The sequence below is a fragment of the Streptomyces sp. NPDC042638 genome (assembly GCF_040647235.1).
GTDB lineage: Bacteria > Actinomycetota > Actinomycetes > Streptomycetales > Streptomycetaceae > Streptomyces > Streptomyces rameus.
Genome location: NZ_JBEZBT010000013.1, coordinates 146,168 through 161,875, shown reverse-complemented (window position 1 = coordinate 161,875; position 15,708 = coordinate 146,168). Strand labels below are relative to the sequence as shown.

The window sequence follows — 15,708 nt, the reverse complement described above, 5'->3', positions numbered from 1 at the left end:
GGTGAGCGTCAACCCCGAGTGGAAACGACGAAGCCGCCGCCTCCCACTCGCCTCGCCCCCTCGGCGTCTCCGTCGCACTCGAAGAAGCCGAGCCCCTCCAAGAGCCCCCGCCCCGTCAGGAAGAGCAGCACTCCCGAGCCGGAGCGGACCGTGCGCGTCGCTCCGCGGGTCTCCCGTATCCCGTCGGCGCAGCCGGCGCCCACGGGCACGGTGGCCCAGGTGGTCGCGCTGGTGAACAAGGAACGGGCGGCGGCCGGCTGCGGTCCGGTCACCGAGGACAGCCAACTGGACACGGCCGCCCAGGGCCTCTCCGACGACATGGCCGCCCGCGGTTTCTTCGACCACACGGACCCCGACGGCAACGGCCCCGGCGAGCGCATCACGGCGACCGGCTACCGCTGGTCCACGTACGGCGAGAACATCGCCCGGGGCCAGCAGACCCCGCAGGCGGTCATGGACTCGTGGATGAACAGCCCCGGCCACCGCGCCAACATCCTCAACTGTTCCTTCAAGAACATCGGCGTGGGCGTCCACAACGGCTCGGGCGGCCCCTGGTGGACCCAGGACTTCGGCGCCAAGTCCTAGAACCCCCGCCCGCACGGAGCTGTGGACCCCCGTCCGCGCCGAGTTCTGACGCCCCGGGCCCCGGCCGGCGGGAACCGCCGGCCGGAGGCGGTCACCGGGCCGTGCCGAAGTCCTGGGTCCAGTAGCTGCCCGGCTGTGCGAGACCGACGCCGATCTCCTTGAACCCGCAGTTGAGGATGTTGGCCCGGTGGCCCGGGCTGGACATCCAGCCGTCCATGACCTGCTGTGCCGTGGAGTAGCCGTAGGCGACGTTCTCCCCGTAGCTGCTCCAGGTGTAGCCGGCGCGCGTGATGCGGTCGCCCGGGGACGACCCGTCGGAACCGGTGTGCGACATGTTCTGGTGGGCCGCCATGTCCGCGCTGTGGGCCTGCGCCGCCTTGCTCAGGGTCGAGTTCAGGACCAGGGGCTGGCAACCGGCCTGGCCCCGCTCCGCGTTCACCAGCCGCAGGATCTCGGCGGTGACGCCGGACGCCGTGGCGGTGGGCTTCGGGGTGCTCGGCGCGGCGGGTGCCGCGGATGCGGAGGTGGGGAGGGCCGGGGCGGCGGTGGGTTGGGGAGCGCTGGGAGCGGCGGTCCGCGCGGGCCGGGGGGCCGCGACCGTCTGCTTGGCGCTGGGTCGCACCCTGACCCGGGGAGCGGCCGGCGCGGTGGCCTCCGGCACGGCGGTCTGCGGTGCTGTGGCGCTCTGCGGGATGGCGGTCTGCGGTGCTGTGGCGCTCTGCGGGACGGCGGTCTGCGGCAGGGCGGTCTCGTAGCCGTTGCTCGGGTGATGCCCGGCGGGGGGCTGCCACGGCACCACGGGTGCGCTCGGCACGGCAGCCTGCGACTGCCCCTGCGTGCCGTAAGGCCACTCGGAACAGGCCAGGGCGACAGATGGCACGCCCACGGCGCCGATGGCGGCGGCGGTGATGACTATCCGCCGGTAGTGCTTCGTTTTGCGGTGCTGGCCCATACGTCAACCTCGCTCGGTGATCGCGGAGCACTCATTCTTGGGACGGCCTCACAGGGAGCGCAAAGAGCGCGGCTACTATCGCGGCTCGTAGGGTTCCGCGGCCCTTGTCAGGCGGCCCGAGAAATGCCGACTTCGCGACCGCGACGTTTGCGCGATGCCGTCGGGACGTCAGGAACACGTCCTGGGTGACATTTACGGCGATACGCCGAGCGGCCGACCTGTCGGCATCCGAGCGATGGCTCGCACCTACGGCAAGCCGGACAAATCCCATATGTCGAGGATGGTGGATCTACTATCCCGCCCGCTTAGTAGATGACTCGGCTGTGATGGATGTCACGCCCGATCGTGGAACCGATCTTGTCGGCTTCGGTGCTGCCGTCGGGTGGACCGGCCCGCCTTGACGCCCCCCGGGCACCGACCTAGCGTGTGGACACATTTGGACAGACAGGGCAGGTGGCTGGGCGATGACGAACCCGCAGGGACCCCTCGGCGGCGCCTCCACCGGCCGGCCCCTCCAGGTGGAGACCCATGGCCTCGACGTGATCGGGGACGTGGAGCGCCGGGGCACCCCGCGCACCCTGTTCTGGCCCTGGTTCGGGGCGAACGTCTCGGTCCTGGGCCTCAGTTACGGCGCTTTCGCGTTCGGCTTCGGCATCTCCTTCCGGCAGGCCCTCGGCGCCGGTGTGCTCGGCATCGTCGTGTCGTTCCTGCTGTGCGGCTTCATCGCGGTCGCCGGGAAGCGCGGCTCGGCGCCGACCATGGTGCTCAGCCGGGCCGCGTACGGCGTGCGCGGCAACCGGCTGCCGTCCGTCGTCTCCTGGCTGCTCACCGTGGGCTGGGAGACCGTGCTCACCGCGCTCGCCGCGATGGCCACCGCGACGGTCTTCGGCCGCCTGGGCTGGGGCGGTGGCACCAGGACGGAGGTGATCGGCCTCCTGGTGGTCGCCGCGCTGACCGTGGTCGGCGGGGTCATGGGCTTCGACCTGATCATGCGGCTGCAGACCTGGATCACCCTGATCACGGGCGTTCTCACGGTCGTCTACATCGCGCTCGTCGCCGACCGCGTCCACTGGAGCACGGTCGACGCCGTTCCCGCGGGCTCGGCGCAGGAGTTCATCGGCGCGCTGGTGTTCATGATGACCGGTTTCGGTCTCGGCTGGGTCAACGCAGCCGCCGACTACTCCCGCTATCTGCCCCGCGGTTCCTCCAGCCGGGGAGTGATCGGCTGGACCGCCTTCGGCGCCTCCCTGGCCCCGCTGGTCCTGCTGGTCTTCGGCCTGCTGCTGGCCGGTTCCTCCGAGAGCCTCGGCAAGGCCGTATCGGCCGACCCGATCGGCGCGCTGACCACCATCCTGCCGACCTGGTTCCTGGTGCCGTTCGCCGTGGTCGCCGTCCTCGGCCTGGTCGGCGGTGCCGTCCTCGACATCTACTCCTCCGGGCTGGCCCTGCTCTCGGCCGGCCTGCGGGTGCCCCGCTACCTGGCCGCGCTCCTCGACGGCGTGCTGATGATCGCCGGCGCGGTCTACATCGTGTTCTTCGCCGACGACTTCCTCGGGCAGTTCACGGGCTTCCTCACCACACTGGGCGTGCCCATCGCCGCCTGGGCCGGTGTCATGCTCGCCGACGTGGCCCTGCGCCGCCGGGACTACGACGAGGCCGACCTCTACCGCCCGCACGGCCGCTACGGCGACGTCCCGCTCCTCCCGCTGCTCCTCACCCTCGCCGCCACGGCCGTCGGCTGGGGACTGGTCACCAACAGCGCCGCCGGCTGGCTGAGCTGGCAGGGCTATCTGCTCGGACCGTTCGGCCTCGGTGGGAGGACCGGCGCCTGGGCGTACGCCAACCTCGGCGTCCTCGCCGCTCTGGCGCTGGCCTTCCTCGGCACGCTGCTGCTGGGCCGGGGCCGGGTCCGCGCCCAGGAGAGCCGTCCGCCGAGTCCGATGCCCGACGAGGGGGTGCACCGCGCATGAGCGCCGGACACGAGGGGGTGCACCGCGCATGAGCGACGGACATCTCGCCGTCATCGACATGCAGCGTGTCTTCGCCGACCCGGCGAGTCCCTGGGCCACCCCCCGGTACGCCGACGCGGCGGCGGGTGTGCACAGTCTGCTGCCCGCCTTCGCCGGCCGGGTGACCTTCACCCGCTTCCTGGCCCCCGAGGACCCGGCCGGCGCCTGGCGCGCCTACTACGACCGGTGGCCCTTCGCCCGCCGGCCCCCGGACGCCGGACTCTGGGAGCTGACCGACGGGTTCGCGGACCTCGCCGACCATGTCGTGGACGCCACCACCTTCGGCAAGTGGACCCCGCGACTCGCCTCGCGCCTCGGCCCGGACGGCCGCCTGGTTCTGGCGGGCGTCAGCACCGACTGCTGTGTGCTGTCCACCGCCCTGGCCGCCGCGGACGACGGCGTCGAGGTGCTGGTCGTGTCGGACGCCTGCGCCGGCGTCGACGACGACTCCCACCTCAAGGCCCTGCAGATCATGGAGCTGTACCGGCCGCTGGTCCGGGTCACCACCGTCGCCGACCTGCTCGGGGAACCGGGGCCGTGACCGGCGTCCCAGTCAAGCACCAGCGGTCCGGTCGCGCCCCCGCCCGGAAGGTCCGGGCCGGCAGCCCCCCGGACGACGAGCGGCCGTCCGGCTCCCAGGCCCTCACCGGCGACCAGGCGTCAGTCGTACGACGGCCCGTGCGCCCGTGCCGAACCGACCGTGCGGAGGACTGATCACCGCCCGCACACCGGCGTGCGCGAGGATTCCGCCGGGGAGAGGTACGACCGCGCCGGTCTCCGAACCCGGGCTGGAGAAACCGTGTTTCGTGGGCGTGGAGCGGCCCCAGGCCGACGCCTGCGCGGCTCGGACGAGACCGCGTCGGCGTGCGAGCGCGACTGTCCGCCGCCGCCCGTTGCCCGGGATTTGTGCGCTGCCCGATCAGGGCATCGGACAGGAGGCGCTCGCCGAGGGGCTGCGGCAAGCCGGGCCGCGGCCGGACCACGGTGCGCAGTCGGCCGGCGGGGCGCCGCGGACCGACGCCGGGGAGCCCGCGCCGGTGCGCCGCGCCCCCGGTGACCCTTCCCGGGCACCCGCCGCGCGTCCCGTGCCGTCGAGGGCTCCCTCGTCGAGCACGTCGTCGGCCCGCTCGACCCCGGCCGCCACGAACGGCCACCACGAGCTGACCCGCGCCGCTTCGACCGCCCGCCTCCTTCGCCCGCCCTCCTTCGCCCGCCCTCCTCCGTCCGCTTCCGTCCCCGTCGGGCCGCCACCGGACCTCCTGCCGATCCGTGCGCATGCGCCGGACCCCACTGGGTACGCGAGCCGGGAGCCCGCCCGGGCACCAGCCCGCCCGGGCGGCCCGTAAGACCGCCGCTACCTGGGGATCTGCCATGGAGACACCCGCACACGACGACCTGCCGACACCTGCCCAGCAGGCACTGGACGCACTGGTCGTGAACGCCGAGGACCAGGCCGCCCTGGACACCCTCGCCCACAGTGACGTACTCGTTCCGGTTCCGGACGACGCACTGGACGGCGAGGGCGCCGACGCCACGACGGTGGCCCTGCCCATACTGGAACAGCCCGGAGGCGACGCGGTCGTCCCGGTGTTCACGACAGAGGGTGAGATGGCCGAGCTGCTGCCTTTCGTCTCGCGCTACCGCCTGATCCCGCTGGGCGCACTCGCGGCGCAGTGGCCCGACGACGATCTCTCCCTCGCCATCGACGGCAGCTCCGACCACTCCCTGACGCTCACCTCCCAGGGGGTGCGCACGCTGCTGGTCCGCTGACCACGCCGTACCCGCACTCGCCCGCGACACCGATCGTTCCGTCGCCCCGGGCGACACAATGAGCTCATGGAATACATCGCGGGCGCGGCCGGGCTGCTCGTCCTGGCCCTGGTGCTCAGCAGTATCCTGCGCACCCTCGTGGTCCCCCGAGGGCTCTACTCCTGGCTGGTGTTCCGCCTGTGGTGGCTGCTGCGCAGAGTGCTCCGGCTCCGCGCCCTGCGCGGTGACTACGAGGCCATCGACCGCGCCCAGACCTGGCTCGCGCCGCTGACGCTGATGGGCATGCTCGCCAGCTGGCTCGGCGGAGCCCTGCTGGGTTTCGGCCTCCTGCTCTACGCGCTGTCCCCGCTGTCCTGGGCCACCGCGTTCCGCGAGGCCGGCTCCAGCGTGTTCACACTGGGCTTCGCCAGCGGCGCCCGGCTGAAGCTGTCGGTGATCGACTTCATGGCCGCGGCCACCGGGCCGGTTCTGATCGCCCTCCAGATCGCCTACCTGCCCACCCTCTACGCCGCCTACAACCGCCGTGAGCTGGAGGTCACCCTCCTCCAGGCGCGGGCCGGCGAGCCCGCCTGGGGGCCGGAGATCCTCGCCCGGCAGTGGCTGGTGGACACCGAGACCGCGCTGCCGGAGCTGTACCGGGCCTGGGAGCGCCTCGCCTCGGACATGGGCGAGAGCCACTCCACCTACCCCGTCCTGCTGACCTTCCGCTCCCCGCGTCCGCACCGCAGCTGGCTGGTCGGGCTCATCGCCGTGATGGACGCCGCGGCGATGCAGCTCGCCCTGGACCCGCGGCTCGCCCCGCCGGAGGCCCGGCTGGTGCTGCGCGCCGGATTCACCGCCCTGCGCGACATCGCCCGCGCCCTGCGCCTCTCCTTCGACGCCGACCCGTCACCGCAGGCCCCGATCCGACTCGAGTTCGCCGAGTTCGAGGCGGCCGTCAGCATGGTGGAGAAGGCCGGATTCCGCTCCCGGCGCACCGCCAAGGAGGCGTGGCCGCACTTCCGTGGCTGGCGCGTCAACTACGAGGAGCTCGCTTACGAGCTGTGCCGCCGCTGCGACGCCGTACCCGCCCTGTGGAGCGGGCCCCGCGACTTCCCGGCCGCCCCCATCCCGCCGTTCCGCCCGGTGGACCGGCGACCGGACGAAGGACGGCCGGAACTGCCCCCTGCCGCCGGGTAGTCACGCCCCCTCCGGAAGGGAAGATCTCAGCGGGGCGCGTCCGGACGAATGCGAAGGAGCCGATGGCCGTGAGGGTCGTCCTGCTGGGCACCGCCGCCGGGGGAGGCTTCCCGCGATGGAACTGCGCGTGTGCGCAGTGCGCCGCCGCCCGGGACGGCAAGCTGCCCTCACGGACCCGGGAGTGCGCGGCCGTCACCGGCAACGGCCGCGACTGGTGGCTGCTCAACGCCTCTCCCGACCTGCGCGCACAGCTCTCCGCCACCCCGGCCCTGTGGCCCGGCCCCGGCCCGCGGGACACCCCGCTGCGCGGGGTGCTGCTCACCGACGCCGGAGCCGGTCACGTCACCGGTCTGACCGAGCTGCGGGGGGCGGCGGGCCTGAAGGTGTACGCCGCGCCGCCGGTGCGCGCCGTCCTCGGCCCCGCCCGCGCCGCGCTGGACCGCTACGCGCCCTGGGAGTGGGCCGACAGTCTGGCCGACGGCGGGTTCGTGCTGGCCGGCGGACTCGTCGTCACCGCCCACCCGGTGGGCGCGAGGATCCCGACGTACGTTCCGGCGCGGACGCCCGTGCCCGCGGGGCCATGGGTGACGGCGTACCGCATCGAGGACCTGGCCAGCGGGGGAGTGCTGGTGTACGCGCCTCGCGTCGAAGCCTGGAGCCCGGCTCTGGAGGAGCTGTGCGCCGGGGCCGACTGCGTGCTGCTGGACGCAACCTTCTTCGCGGCCGACGAGATGGTCACGGCGGTGCGCTCCGTCGCCGGCCCGGCCGCCACGGGCCGTCTGCCGGTCACCGGTGCGGGCGGCACCCTCACCGCACTGGGCCGCCATCCCGGCCTGCGCCGGATCTACACCCACCTGAACGACACCAACCCGCTGCTGGACCCCGCCTCACGCGCACGCGCGCGAGTGGCCGACCGCGGCGCCGAGATCCTGCCGGACGGGGCCGAGCTGGTGCTCTAGCCGGTGTTTCCGCTCGGCCTGGCGCTTCCGCTCGGCCTGGCGCTTCCGCTCGGCCTGGCGCTTCCGCTCGGGCTAGCCCTTCTGCTCGGCCAGCATCCGCCGCAGTACCTCGCGCTGCAGGGGCAGCACCTCGGCGTGCAGCGAGCGGCCCTTGGGGGTGAGCGCGACCCACACCCCACGGCGGTCCTCCGCGCACACCGAACGCTCCACCAGGCCGTCCTTCTCCAGGCGGCCGATCAGCCGGGACAGCGCGCTCTGGCTGAGGTGGACCCGGCCGACCAGGTTCTGCACCCGGCACTGCTCGCCGTGCTCGGGCCGTTCCGTCGCCAGGATGTCCAGCACCTCGAAGTCGCTGGCGCCCAGCCCGTGCGGGTGCAGGGCACGGTCGATCTCGCACATCGTGCGCGCGTGCACCGCGAGGATGTCCCGCCAGCGTTCTTCGAGCCTGGTTTCGGCCGTTGTGACTGCCATACCCGCACCGTAGCACCGATCCGGCCAATCGTTGACTGTGCAACTAGTTGCCGGTGCGGAGGGGGCGTGGGGTCCTCAGGCGGCCGGATCCTGCAGCAGACCCACGAGGTTGCCGTCGGTGTCCTTCACGGAGGCGATCAGCCGGCCGCCGCCGACGTCCTGCGCGTCCTGGAGCAGCTCCGCACCCGCCTCCAACAGCGCGGCGAGACGCTGCCGCAGGTCTGTCACGTGCCAGTAGGGCACCGGTCCCGTCATGCCTTTGGCGTGGCCGTTCGGGTCGAGGCCGACGTCCTGGCCGGCGGCCTTGTAACCGACGTAGTAGGGCTCGTCGGCGTACGGCTCGACGCCCAGCAGTGCGCCGAAGAGGGCCTTGGCACGGCCCAGGTCCTTCACCGGGTAGATGATCGTCTGCAGGCCGGCGGTCATGGGACTCACTCCTTCGAGATACGTGACCCGACGGGTTCCTCGTCGGTGCTCTCACGCTAGGGCCGGGGAGCCCCGCGCGGCTTCTCCGATCCTGACCGGTTGCCGCCGTCGCTCGTCGTGCGGCACCTCGGCGCCGGCGTGGCCCGCGTCTTCGCCAGGCGGGACGGGTACCGGACAACGGCGGCCGAGTCCCGGACGCGACGGCGTCGCCCGCGCCACAGTGGGAAGAGTGCGTACGAGGAGGCCGGGAACGGGAGGCGAACGGATGACGGTGACTCCCTCGGGAACTCCCTCGGGCCGGATGCGGCAGACCATCCTGGAGTGGCTGAAGGACCCGGCGGCCCACTTCCCGGCTCCGCCCCGCCGCGACCTCGCAGAGACCGGCGTCACCGCACGGGCCGTCGCCGCCAAGCTGGGCGTGTCCCGCCGGACAGCCCTGGCGCACCTGTCCTTCCTCACCCGCCTCGGCGTCCTGAGCACCCGCCGGATCGGCTGCCGCGTCCACTACCGTCGCGACGAGATCCGCATCGCCGAGGTGACCAGGCTGTTCGAAAAGGGCTGGTGACGCAGTCGTCGAGCACCGGCGACAGACGGACGGGCGACAGACGGACGGACGGCCGACAGACGGACGGACGGGCGACAGACGGACGGGCGACAAGCGGAAAGGACCGCGCATGGACCGACCCACGGCACTCGTGCCACTGCACTACGTCTCCCTGGGTGCCCATGGCCCCGAGGACGTCGTGCCCGACCCACAGGGGCGCGTGCTGACCGGGGTGGCGGACGGGCGCATCCTGCGCGTCCACCACCTGGGTGACCCGCTCGCGGCCCGCGTGGAGGTGCTGGCCGAGACCGGCGGCCGTCCCCTCGGCCTCGAACTGCTGCCGGACGGGGACCTGTTGGTGTGCGACGCCGAGCGCGGTCTGCTGCGCGTCAGCACCGGCGACGGCACCGTCCGCGTCCTCGCGGACTCGGTGGCGGGCGAGCCGCTCCGTTTCTGCAGCAACGCCGTCGCCCTGGCCGACGGCAGCGTGTACGCGACCGTCTCCAGCCGCCGCCACCCCCTCGACCGGTGGATCGGCGACATCGTCGAACACACCGGCACCGGACGCCTGCTGCGGTTCGCCCCCGAGGGGGGAGAGCCCGAAGTCCTGCTGGAGGGGCTGCAGTTCGCGAACGGGCTCGCCGCGAGCGCCGACGGTTCCTTCCTGGTGATCGCCGAGACCGGCCGCTGCCGCCTCATCCGCTACCGGCTCACCGGCCCCGGCGCCGGCCGGACGGACTCCTTCGCCGACGACCTCCCCGGCATGCCGGACAACCTCTGGCGCGAGGGCCCCGACGGGCCGATCTGGGTCGCCCTGGCCGGCCCCCGCGTCCCCCCGCTGCATCTGCTGCACCGCACCCCGCCGGCCGTCCGCCGCGCCGCCGCCCGCGCCGCCGTGCACGCGCCGTACCGCCCGAGCGGTACCGTCGGCGTCGTCGCCGTCGACGACCAGGGCCGTACCGTCCACCACCTCACCCGCCGGAGGTCCGGGTTCCGTATGGTCACCAGCGTCTGTGTGACCGGTGACCACCTGGTGCTCGGCAGCCTCCGGGAGCCCGGTGTGGCGGTCTGCGCGCGGCCTGCCGCCCGCTGACCCGGCGGTACCCTGATGCTGGCCGTGATCACCCGTCGGGGCAGGGCCGAACAGGAGACGTAGCAGCATGACAGCGCCGGAAACACCGACGCCCGGCGTCCGTCCCGTGCCTCGCGGGCGCGCCGGGTGGCGTGCGCAGGCACCCGTGGTCGCGGTCGTGGCGCTGGGCGGAGCGCTCGGCGCGGTGGGCCGCTACGCGCTCACGCTCGCCTGGCCCACACCCCCCGGCGGCTTCCCCTGGGCGACCTTCTGGACCAACGTCTCCGGCTGCGCGGCCATGGGCGCCCTCATGGTGCTCGTCACCGAGGTGTGGGCCGCCGCCCCTCACCTCCTGCGGCCGTTCCTGGCCACCGGCGTCCTCGGCGGCTTCACCACGTTCTCCACTTATGCGGTCGACGTCCGCGGACTGCTCGACACCGGCCGCCCCGGCCCCGGGCTCGCCTGTCTGGCCGCGACGCCGTGCGCGGCCCTCGCGGCGGTGTGGCTGGCCTCGGCCGCCGCCCGCCGGGTCTTCACCGGGAGGCGGCGATGACGTCACTCACCGGCCCTGCCCCGCGGCCGGCCGTCCACGTCGGCGAGCAGGGCACCTGGCACCACATCTGTACTCCGGGCAGAGCCGAACCGGAGGGTAAGAAGTCGTTGTGAACTGGCTGCTGGTCGTCGCGGGGGCCGTGATCGGCGCACCCGTGCGCTATCTCACCGACCGCGCCGTGCGGGCCCGCCACGACTCCCCCTTCCCGTGGGGCACCCTCGTGGTGAACGTGGTCGGCTGCCTGGTCCTCGGGCTGCTCACCGGCGCCGTCTCCGCCGGGGTCGCCGGTCCCGAGGTGCGGCTGCTGGCGGGCACCGGGCTGTGCGGTGCGCTGACGACCTATTCGACCTTCTCCTACGAGACCCTGCGGCTGACCGAGGCCGGCGCCGGCCTCTACGCTGCTGTGAACGTCGTGGCCAGTGTGGCGGCGGGACTCGCGGCGGCGTTCGCCGGCGCCGCACTCGCCGGGGCCCTGTGGGCCTAGGCGCCTGCCGCACGCCCCGGCATAGTGAGTACTGTCTACAGCACTGTCGACCAACCTCCTCAGAACTGGATCCCATGAGCGCCATCTCCGTCGGTCAAGCCGTCGTCCTCGGAGTAGTCGAGGGGGTGACCGAGTTCCTCCCGGTGTCCTCCACCGGCCACCTCAAGATCACCGAGGGGCTCATGAACATCCCCGTCGACGACAAGTCCGTCGTCGGGTTCTCCGCCGTCATCCAGGTCGGTGCCATCGCCGCCGTGCTCGTGTACTTCTTCAAGGACATCAAGCGGATCGTCACCGCCTGGTTTCGCGGTCTGACCAACCGTGAGGAGCGCTACCACCACGACTACAAGTTCGCGTGGTGGGTGATCGCCGCCACCATCCCGATCGTGGTGGTGGGCCTGGCCGCCAAGCCGCTGATCGAGGGCCCGCTGGCCTCGCTGTGGGTGGTCGCCGGATCGCTGATCCTCGGCTCCGCCGTGATGTGGGCCGCCGACCAGATGGGCCGGCACAAGCGCGGTGAGGACGACACGTCCTTCAGGGACGCGATGTGGGTCGGCTGTTCCCAGATCCTCGCCCTGCTCTTCCCCGGCTTCTCGCGCTCCGGCGCCACCATGTCCACCGCGCTCATCCTGGACCTGGACCGTGTCGCCGCCACCCGGCTCTCCTTCTTCCTCGGCATCCCGGCCCTGACCGGCGCGGGCCTGTACGAGCTGAAGGACGCCCTCGGTGCGGGTGTCGGCGCCGCTCCGCTGGCCGTCGGCACGATCGTGTCGTTCGTGGTGGCCTACGCCTCCATCGCCTGGCTGCTGAAGTTCGTCGCCAAGCACTCCTTCAACGCCTTCGTGATCTACCGGATCGTCATCGGCGTGATCCTGCTCGGTCTGCTCGGCACCGGCACGCTTAGCAGCTGAGCCGGCACGTCGACCACCCACGGGGTGCGGACGCCTGTCTTCAGGCGACGCACCCCGTTCGCGTCTCGCCGCACCCGCCGCTTGACAGGCTCCGCCCGCGGACCGCAGGATCGCTCCGTGAACCTGTCAGACAGCCAGACAGGTGGTCTCGTCCCCCGGCGCGTCAGCGCCATGGAAGCGGTGCTCGACCACCTCCGCGGCGCCATCGAAAACGGCCGGTACGCCATCGGCGACAAGCTGCCCTCCGAGGCCGAGCTGTGCCGCACCCTGGAGGTGTCCCGGCCCGTGCTGCGCGAGGCGCTGCGCGCGCTGCAGACGATGGGCCTCACGGTCTCCCGGACCGGAAAGGGCACCTTCGTCATCGCGAACGCCGTCGAGGACCCCACCTTCGGGGACTACGCGGCCAGCGACCTGCTGGAGGTGCGCCGCCACATCGAGATCCCGGTCGCCGGCTACGCGGCCCTGCGCCGCACCCCGGAGAACCTGGACCACCTGGCCCACCTGCTCGACCGGATGGAACGGGAGACGGACACCATCGCCTGGGTGGCGATGGACACCCTCTTCCACCTCGCCGTGGCCGAGGCGGCCCAGAACCCGGTCTTCCGCCGGGTCATCGAGGAGATCCGCGACGCACTGGCGCGCCAGTCGGCCTTCCTCAACGAGCTGGGCGGGCGCCGCGAGCAGTCCGACCGCGAGCACCGGGCGATCGTCGAGGCGCTGGTCGACGGCTGTGAACACGACGCGGTGGAGGCCATGAGCCACCACCTGGACCGCGTCGAGACGACCCTCACCGACATCGTGCGTCCCCAGCGGACGCACGCACCGACGCCGGGCGCACCCGAGGCATGAGCGAGCAGCACCTCGCGGACCCGACGCGGCCCTCGTCCGGCCGTGCCGACGCCTGCGTCCGCGCCCCCTTGAACAGCACACCCACCGGAGCCGGCGCGCGACCCGCGGACCCGGCCGACCCCGACCCCCTGATCCGGAGCCGGCGCGCGACCCGCGGCCCGGCCGACCCCGACCCCCTGATGCAGGCAGTGATGTCCCACAGTTCTCCCGCCGACGCACCCGTCGTCCGCGAACCCCTCCACGCCCCCGTCGCCCACCTCATCCGCGGCGGCGTCGTCGAGGGCATCCACTACGGCTCCGTCGTCGTCCTCAGCGCCGACGGCACGGTGCGGTTCCAGCTCGGCGACATCGAAGCCGCCTTCTACCCGCGCTCGGCCCTCAAGCCCCTCCAGGCCGTGGCCATGCTGCGGGCCGGGCTGCCGCTCGACGGCGAACTGCTGTCGCTGGCCGCCGCGAGCCACTCGGGCGAGGAGCGCCACCTCGCCGGCACCCGGCGCATCCTCGGCCTCGCCGGCCTCGCCGAGGACGACCTGCGCAACGTGCCCGACATGCCGTACGACCCGGTCGTCCGCGACGCCTGGGTCCGCGCGGACCGGCTGCCCTCCCGCCTCGCCCAGAACTGCTCCGGCAAGCACGCCGCCATGCTGTGGACCGCCCGTCTCAACGGCTGGTCGCTGGACGACTACCTCGATCCGGCACACCCGCTCCAGCAGGCCGTGGCCGCGACCGTCGAGGAGCTGACCGGCCAGCGCGTCGCACGGGTCACCGTGGACGGCTGCGGTGCCCCGCTGTTCTCCGTCTCCCTGCACGGCCTCGCCCGTGCGCTGGCCCGGATCACCTCCGCCGCGCCCGGCACTCCCGAGGCCAGGGTGGCCGACGCGATGCGCGAGCACGCCGAGATGGCCTCCGGCACCCGCCGGGACGTCGCCGCGCTGATGCGGGCCGTGCCCGGGCTGCTCGCCAAGGACGGCTTCGAGGGCGTGCAGGTCGCCGCGCTGCCCGACGGCACCGCAGTCGCCGTGAAGATAGCCGACGGGGCGAACCGTGCCCGCATACCGGTCGCCGCGGCCGCTCTCGCGCGCGCGGGCGTGGACCCCGGGCTGCTGACCGAGTTCGCGGGGGAGCCGCTGCTCGGCGGGGGAGAGCCGGTGGGGAGTGTGCGGCCCGTGCGCGCGCTGGACCCCGAGTCGCTCACCGTCTGCGCGTAGTCGGCCGAATCCCCATCGGGGCCGCGGGCCGTCCTCGGTCCACGGTCCGGTGGCCGCTCTTGGCCGACCGCGCCGCGCGGCGGTAGCCGCAGGCCGGCAGTGCCCTGTCCTTCGCGGGGGCACAGGTCGGCAGTAGCTCGCCCCCTCGTGAGGGCGCCGGTCGGCAGCCGCATGCCGACAACGTCCGTTCCTCGCGGGGCGCCGGCCGGCGGCCGTATGCCGGCAACGCCCCGCCGCCTCGCGGGGCGCCTTCACCTCCGTACCTCAGAAAGAGGCCCGTACCCTCATGACCGCCGCCACCCGCCGCGAGCACGATCTGCTCGGCGACCGCGACGTCCCCGCCGACGCCTACTGGGGCATCCACACCCTGCGCGCGACGGAGAACTTCCCCATCACCGGCACCCCGATCTCCGCCTACCCGCACCTGATCGACGCCCTCGCCGCCGTGAAGGAGGCCGCGGCCCTCGCCAACGAGGAACTGGGTCTGCTGGAGCCGAGGAAGGCCGCCGCGATCGTCGCCGCCTGCCGGGAGATCCGGGCCGGCGAGCTGCACGACCAGTTCGTCGTGGACGTCATCCAGGGCGGGGCCGGCACCTCCACCAACATGAACGCCAACGAGGTGGTGGCGAACCGCGCCCTGGAACTGCTCGGCCACGCCAAGGGGCAGTACACGCATCTGCACCCCAACGAGGACGTCAACCTGGGCCAGTCAACCAATGACGTCTACCCGACCGCCGTCAAGACAGCGACGATCTTCGCGGTACATGGACTGCTCAAGGCGATGGCTGTACTGCAGGACGCCTTCGCCCGTAAGGCCGTCGAGTTCCGTGACGTGCTCAAGATGGGCCGTACACAGTTGCAGGACGCGGTCCCGATGACGCTCGGGCAGGAGTTCTCCGCCTTCGCCGTCATGATCGAGGAGGACCGCAGCCGTCTCGCCGAGGCCGTCGAGCTGATCCATGAGATCAACCTCGGCGCCACCGCGATAGGCACCGGACTCAACGCCCCCGCCGGCTACGCCGAGGCCGTCCGCAAGCACCTGTCCGCCCTCACCGGGCTGCCCCTGGTCACGGCCGCCAACCTGGTCGAGGCCACCCAGGACTGCGGTGCCTTCGTCCAGATGTCCGGCGTCCTCAAGCGGATCGCGGTCAAGCTCTCCAAGAGCTGCAACGACCTGCGCCTGCTGTCCTCCGGCCCCCGCGCGGGCCTCGGCGAGATCAACCTGCCGCCGGTGCAGGCCGGGTCGTCGATCATGCCGGGCAAGGTCAACCCGGTCATCCCCGAGGTGGTCAACCAGGTCGCCTTCGAGGTGATCGGCAACGACGTCGCCATCACCATGGCCGCCGAAGCCGGACAGCTCCAGCTCAACGCCTTCGAACCGATCATCCTGCACTCCCTGTCGGAGTCGATCACCCATCTGCGGAGCGCCTGCCGCACGCTGGCCGAACGCTGCGTGTCCGGCATCACCGCCAACACCGAGCAGCTGCGCGCCACCGTGGAGAACTCCATCGGCCTGGTCACCGCGCTCAACCCGCACATCGGCTACACGGCCGCGACCGACATCGCCAAGGAGGCCCTCGCCACCGGCCGCGGCGTCGCCGAACTGGTGCTGGAGAAGGGTCTGCTGCCGGCCGAGCGGCTGGCGGACCTGCTGCGCCCCGAGGTCGTCGCGGGCAGCGGCGCCCCGGTCGCCTGACCTGCGGCCACGCGGCCACGATTACGCTCCGGGACGGGCC

Annotated in this window: 17 protein-coding genes; 14 read left to right on the top strand and 3 right to left on the bottom strand. The window is 72.8% G+C overall.

Translation table 11 applies throughout. The features are described 5' to 3' along the window. A partial coding sequence (locus AB0B40_RS14190; protein ID WP_362263998.1) for a CAP domain-containing protein occupies positions 1-585 on the top strand: 585 nt, incomplete at its 5' end. Positions 586-676: 91 nt separating this feature from the next. Here the strand turns inward: AB0B40_RS14190 and AB0B40_RS14185 are convergent. After that, positions 677-1,537, bottom strand: a complete 861-nt coding sequence (locus AB0B40_RS14185; RefSeq protein WP_362263997.1) for a CAP domain-containing protein — start codon at positions 1,535-1,537, stop codon at positions 677-679. Positions 1,538-2,001: 464 nt separating this feature from the next. Here AB0B40_RS14185 and AB0B40_RS14180 point away from each other — a divergent pair, with 464 nt between their 5' ends. The 5 genes from AB0B40_RS14180 (at position 2,002) to pqqB (ending at position 7,454) form a co-directional block, all read left to right on the top strand. Then, on the top strand, positions 2,002-3,507 hold the full coding sequence (locus AB0B40_RS14180) for a cytosine permease (protein WP_345048000.1): 1,506 nt from the start codon (positions 2,002-2,004) through the stop codon (positions 3,505-3,507). 28 nt (positions 3,508-3,535) lie between these two features. Then, entirely contained in the window at positions 3,536-4,087 is a 552-nt protein-coding gene (locus AB0B40_RS14175; protein WP_362263996.1) for a cysteine hydrolase, read from the top strand. A gap of 830 nt (positions 4,088-4,917) precedes the next feature. Next, on the top strand, positions 4,918-5,316 hold the full coding sequence (locus tag AB0B40_RS14170; RefSeq protein ID WP_345048003.1) for an SseB family protein: 399 nt from the start codon (positions 4,918-4,920) through the stop codon (positions 5,314-5,316). 66 nt (positions 5,317-5,382) lie between these two features. Further along, the gene (locus AB0B40_RS14165) at positions 5,383-6,495 is read left to right on the top strand and encodes a hypothetical protein (RefSeq protein WP_362263995.1); all 1,113 of its coding nucleotides are present in this window, start codon (positions 5,383-5,385) and stop codon (positions 6,493-6,495) included. A gap of 62 nt (positions 6,496-6,557) precedes the next feature. Then, on the top strand, positions 6,558-7,454 hold the full coding sequence (pqqB, locus tag AB0B40_RS14160) for a pyrroloquinoline quinone biosynthesis protein PqqB (RefSeq protein ID WP_362263994.1): 897 nt from the start codon (positions 6,558-6,560) through the stop codon (positions 7,452-7,454). A 72-nt stretch (positions 7,455-7,526) separates the two neighbouring features. Here the strand turns inward: pqqB and AB0B40_RS14155 are convergent, their stop codons facing one another. Beyond that, positions 7,527-7,925 (bottom strand): MarR family transcriptional regulator, encoded by a 399-nt coding sequence (locus AB0B40_RS14155; protein WP_345048008.1) that lies wholly within the window; start codon positions 7,923-7,925, stop codon positions 7,527-7,529. 75 nt (positions 7,926-8,000) lie between these two features. Then, positions 8,001-8,351: a VOC family protein gene (locus AB0B40_RS14150; protein WP_345048009.1), complete on the bottom strand. Its 351-nt coding sequence runs from the start codon at positions 8,349-8,351 to the stop codon at positions 8,001-8,003. Positions 8,352-8,616: 265 nt separating this feature from the next. Between AB0B40_RS14150 and AB0B40_RS14145 the strand changes: the two genes are divergently transcribed. From AB0B40_RS14145 to aspA, 8 genes are all read left to right on the top strand, one after another. Next, complete coding sequence (locus AB0B40_RS14145; RefSeq protein ID WP_345048010.1) at positions 8,617-8,916, top strand: helix-turn-helix domain-containing protein; 300 nt, start codon at positions 8,617-8,619, stop codon at positions 8,914-8,916. A 109-nt stretch (positions 8,917-9,025) separates the two neighbouring features. Further along, entirely contained in the window at positions 9,026-9,988 is a 963-nt protein-coding gene (locus AB0B40_RS14140; RefSeq protein ID WP_362263993.1) for an SMP-30/gluconolactonase/LRE family protein, read from the top strand. Positions 9,989-10,055: 67 nt separating this feature from the next. Then, complete coding sequence (locus AB0B40_RS14135) at positions 10,056-10,520, top strand: CrcB family protein (RefSeq protein ID WP_345048013.1); 465 nt, start codon at positions 10,056-10,058, stop codon at positions 10,518-10,520. A 109-nt stretch (positions 10,521-10,629) separates the two neighbouring features. After that, entirely contained in the window at positions 10,630-11,004 is a 375-nt protein-coding gene (crcB, locus tag AB0B40_RS14130) for a fluoride efflux transporter CrcB (RefSeq protein ID WP_345048014.1), read from the top strand. Between the two features lie 74 nt (positions 11,005-11,078). Next, positions 11,079-11,915 carry an undecaprenyl-diphosphate phosphatase gene (locus AB0B40_RS14125; RefSeq protein ID WP_345048016.1) on the top strand — a complete coding sequence of 279 codons (837 nt, stop codon included), beginning with the start codon at positions 11,079-11,081 and terminating at the stop codon, positions 11,913-11,915. Positions 11,916-12,086: 171 nt separating this feature from the next. Then, entirely contained in the window at positions 12,087-12,764 is a 678-nt protein-coding gene (locus tag AB0B40_RS14120) for a FadR/GntR family transcriptional regulator (protein WP_362264004.1), read from the top strand. Positions 12,765-12,955: 191 nt separating this feature from the next. Further along, complete coding sequence (locus tag AB0B40_RS14115; protein WP_362264003.1) at positions 12,956-13,972, top strand: asparaginase; 1,017 nt, start codon at positions 12,956-12,958, stop codon at positions 13,970-13,972. A gap of 286 nt (positions 13,973-14,258) precedes the next feature. Next, complete coding sequence (aspA, locus tag AB0B40_RS14110) at positions 14,259-15,668, top strand: aspartate ammonia-lyase (protein WP_345048017.1); 1,410 nt, start codon at positions 14,259-14,261, stop codon at positions 15,666-15,668. Positions 15,669-15,708 lie beyond the last annotated feature (40 nt).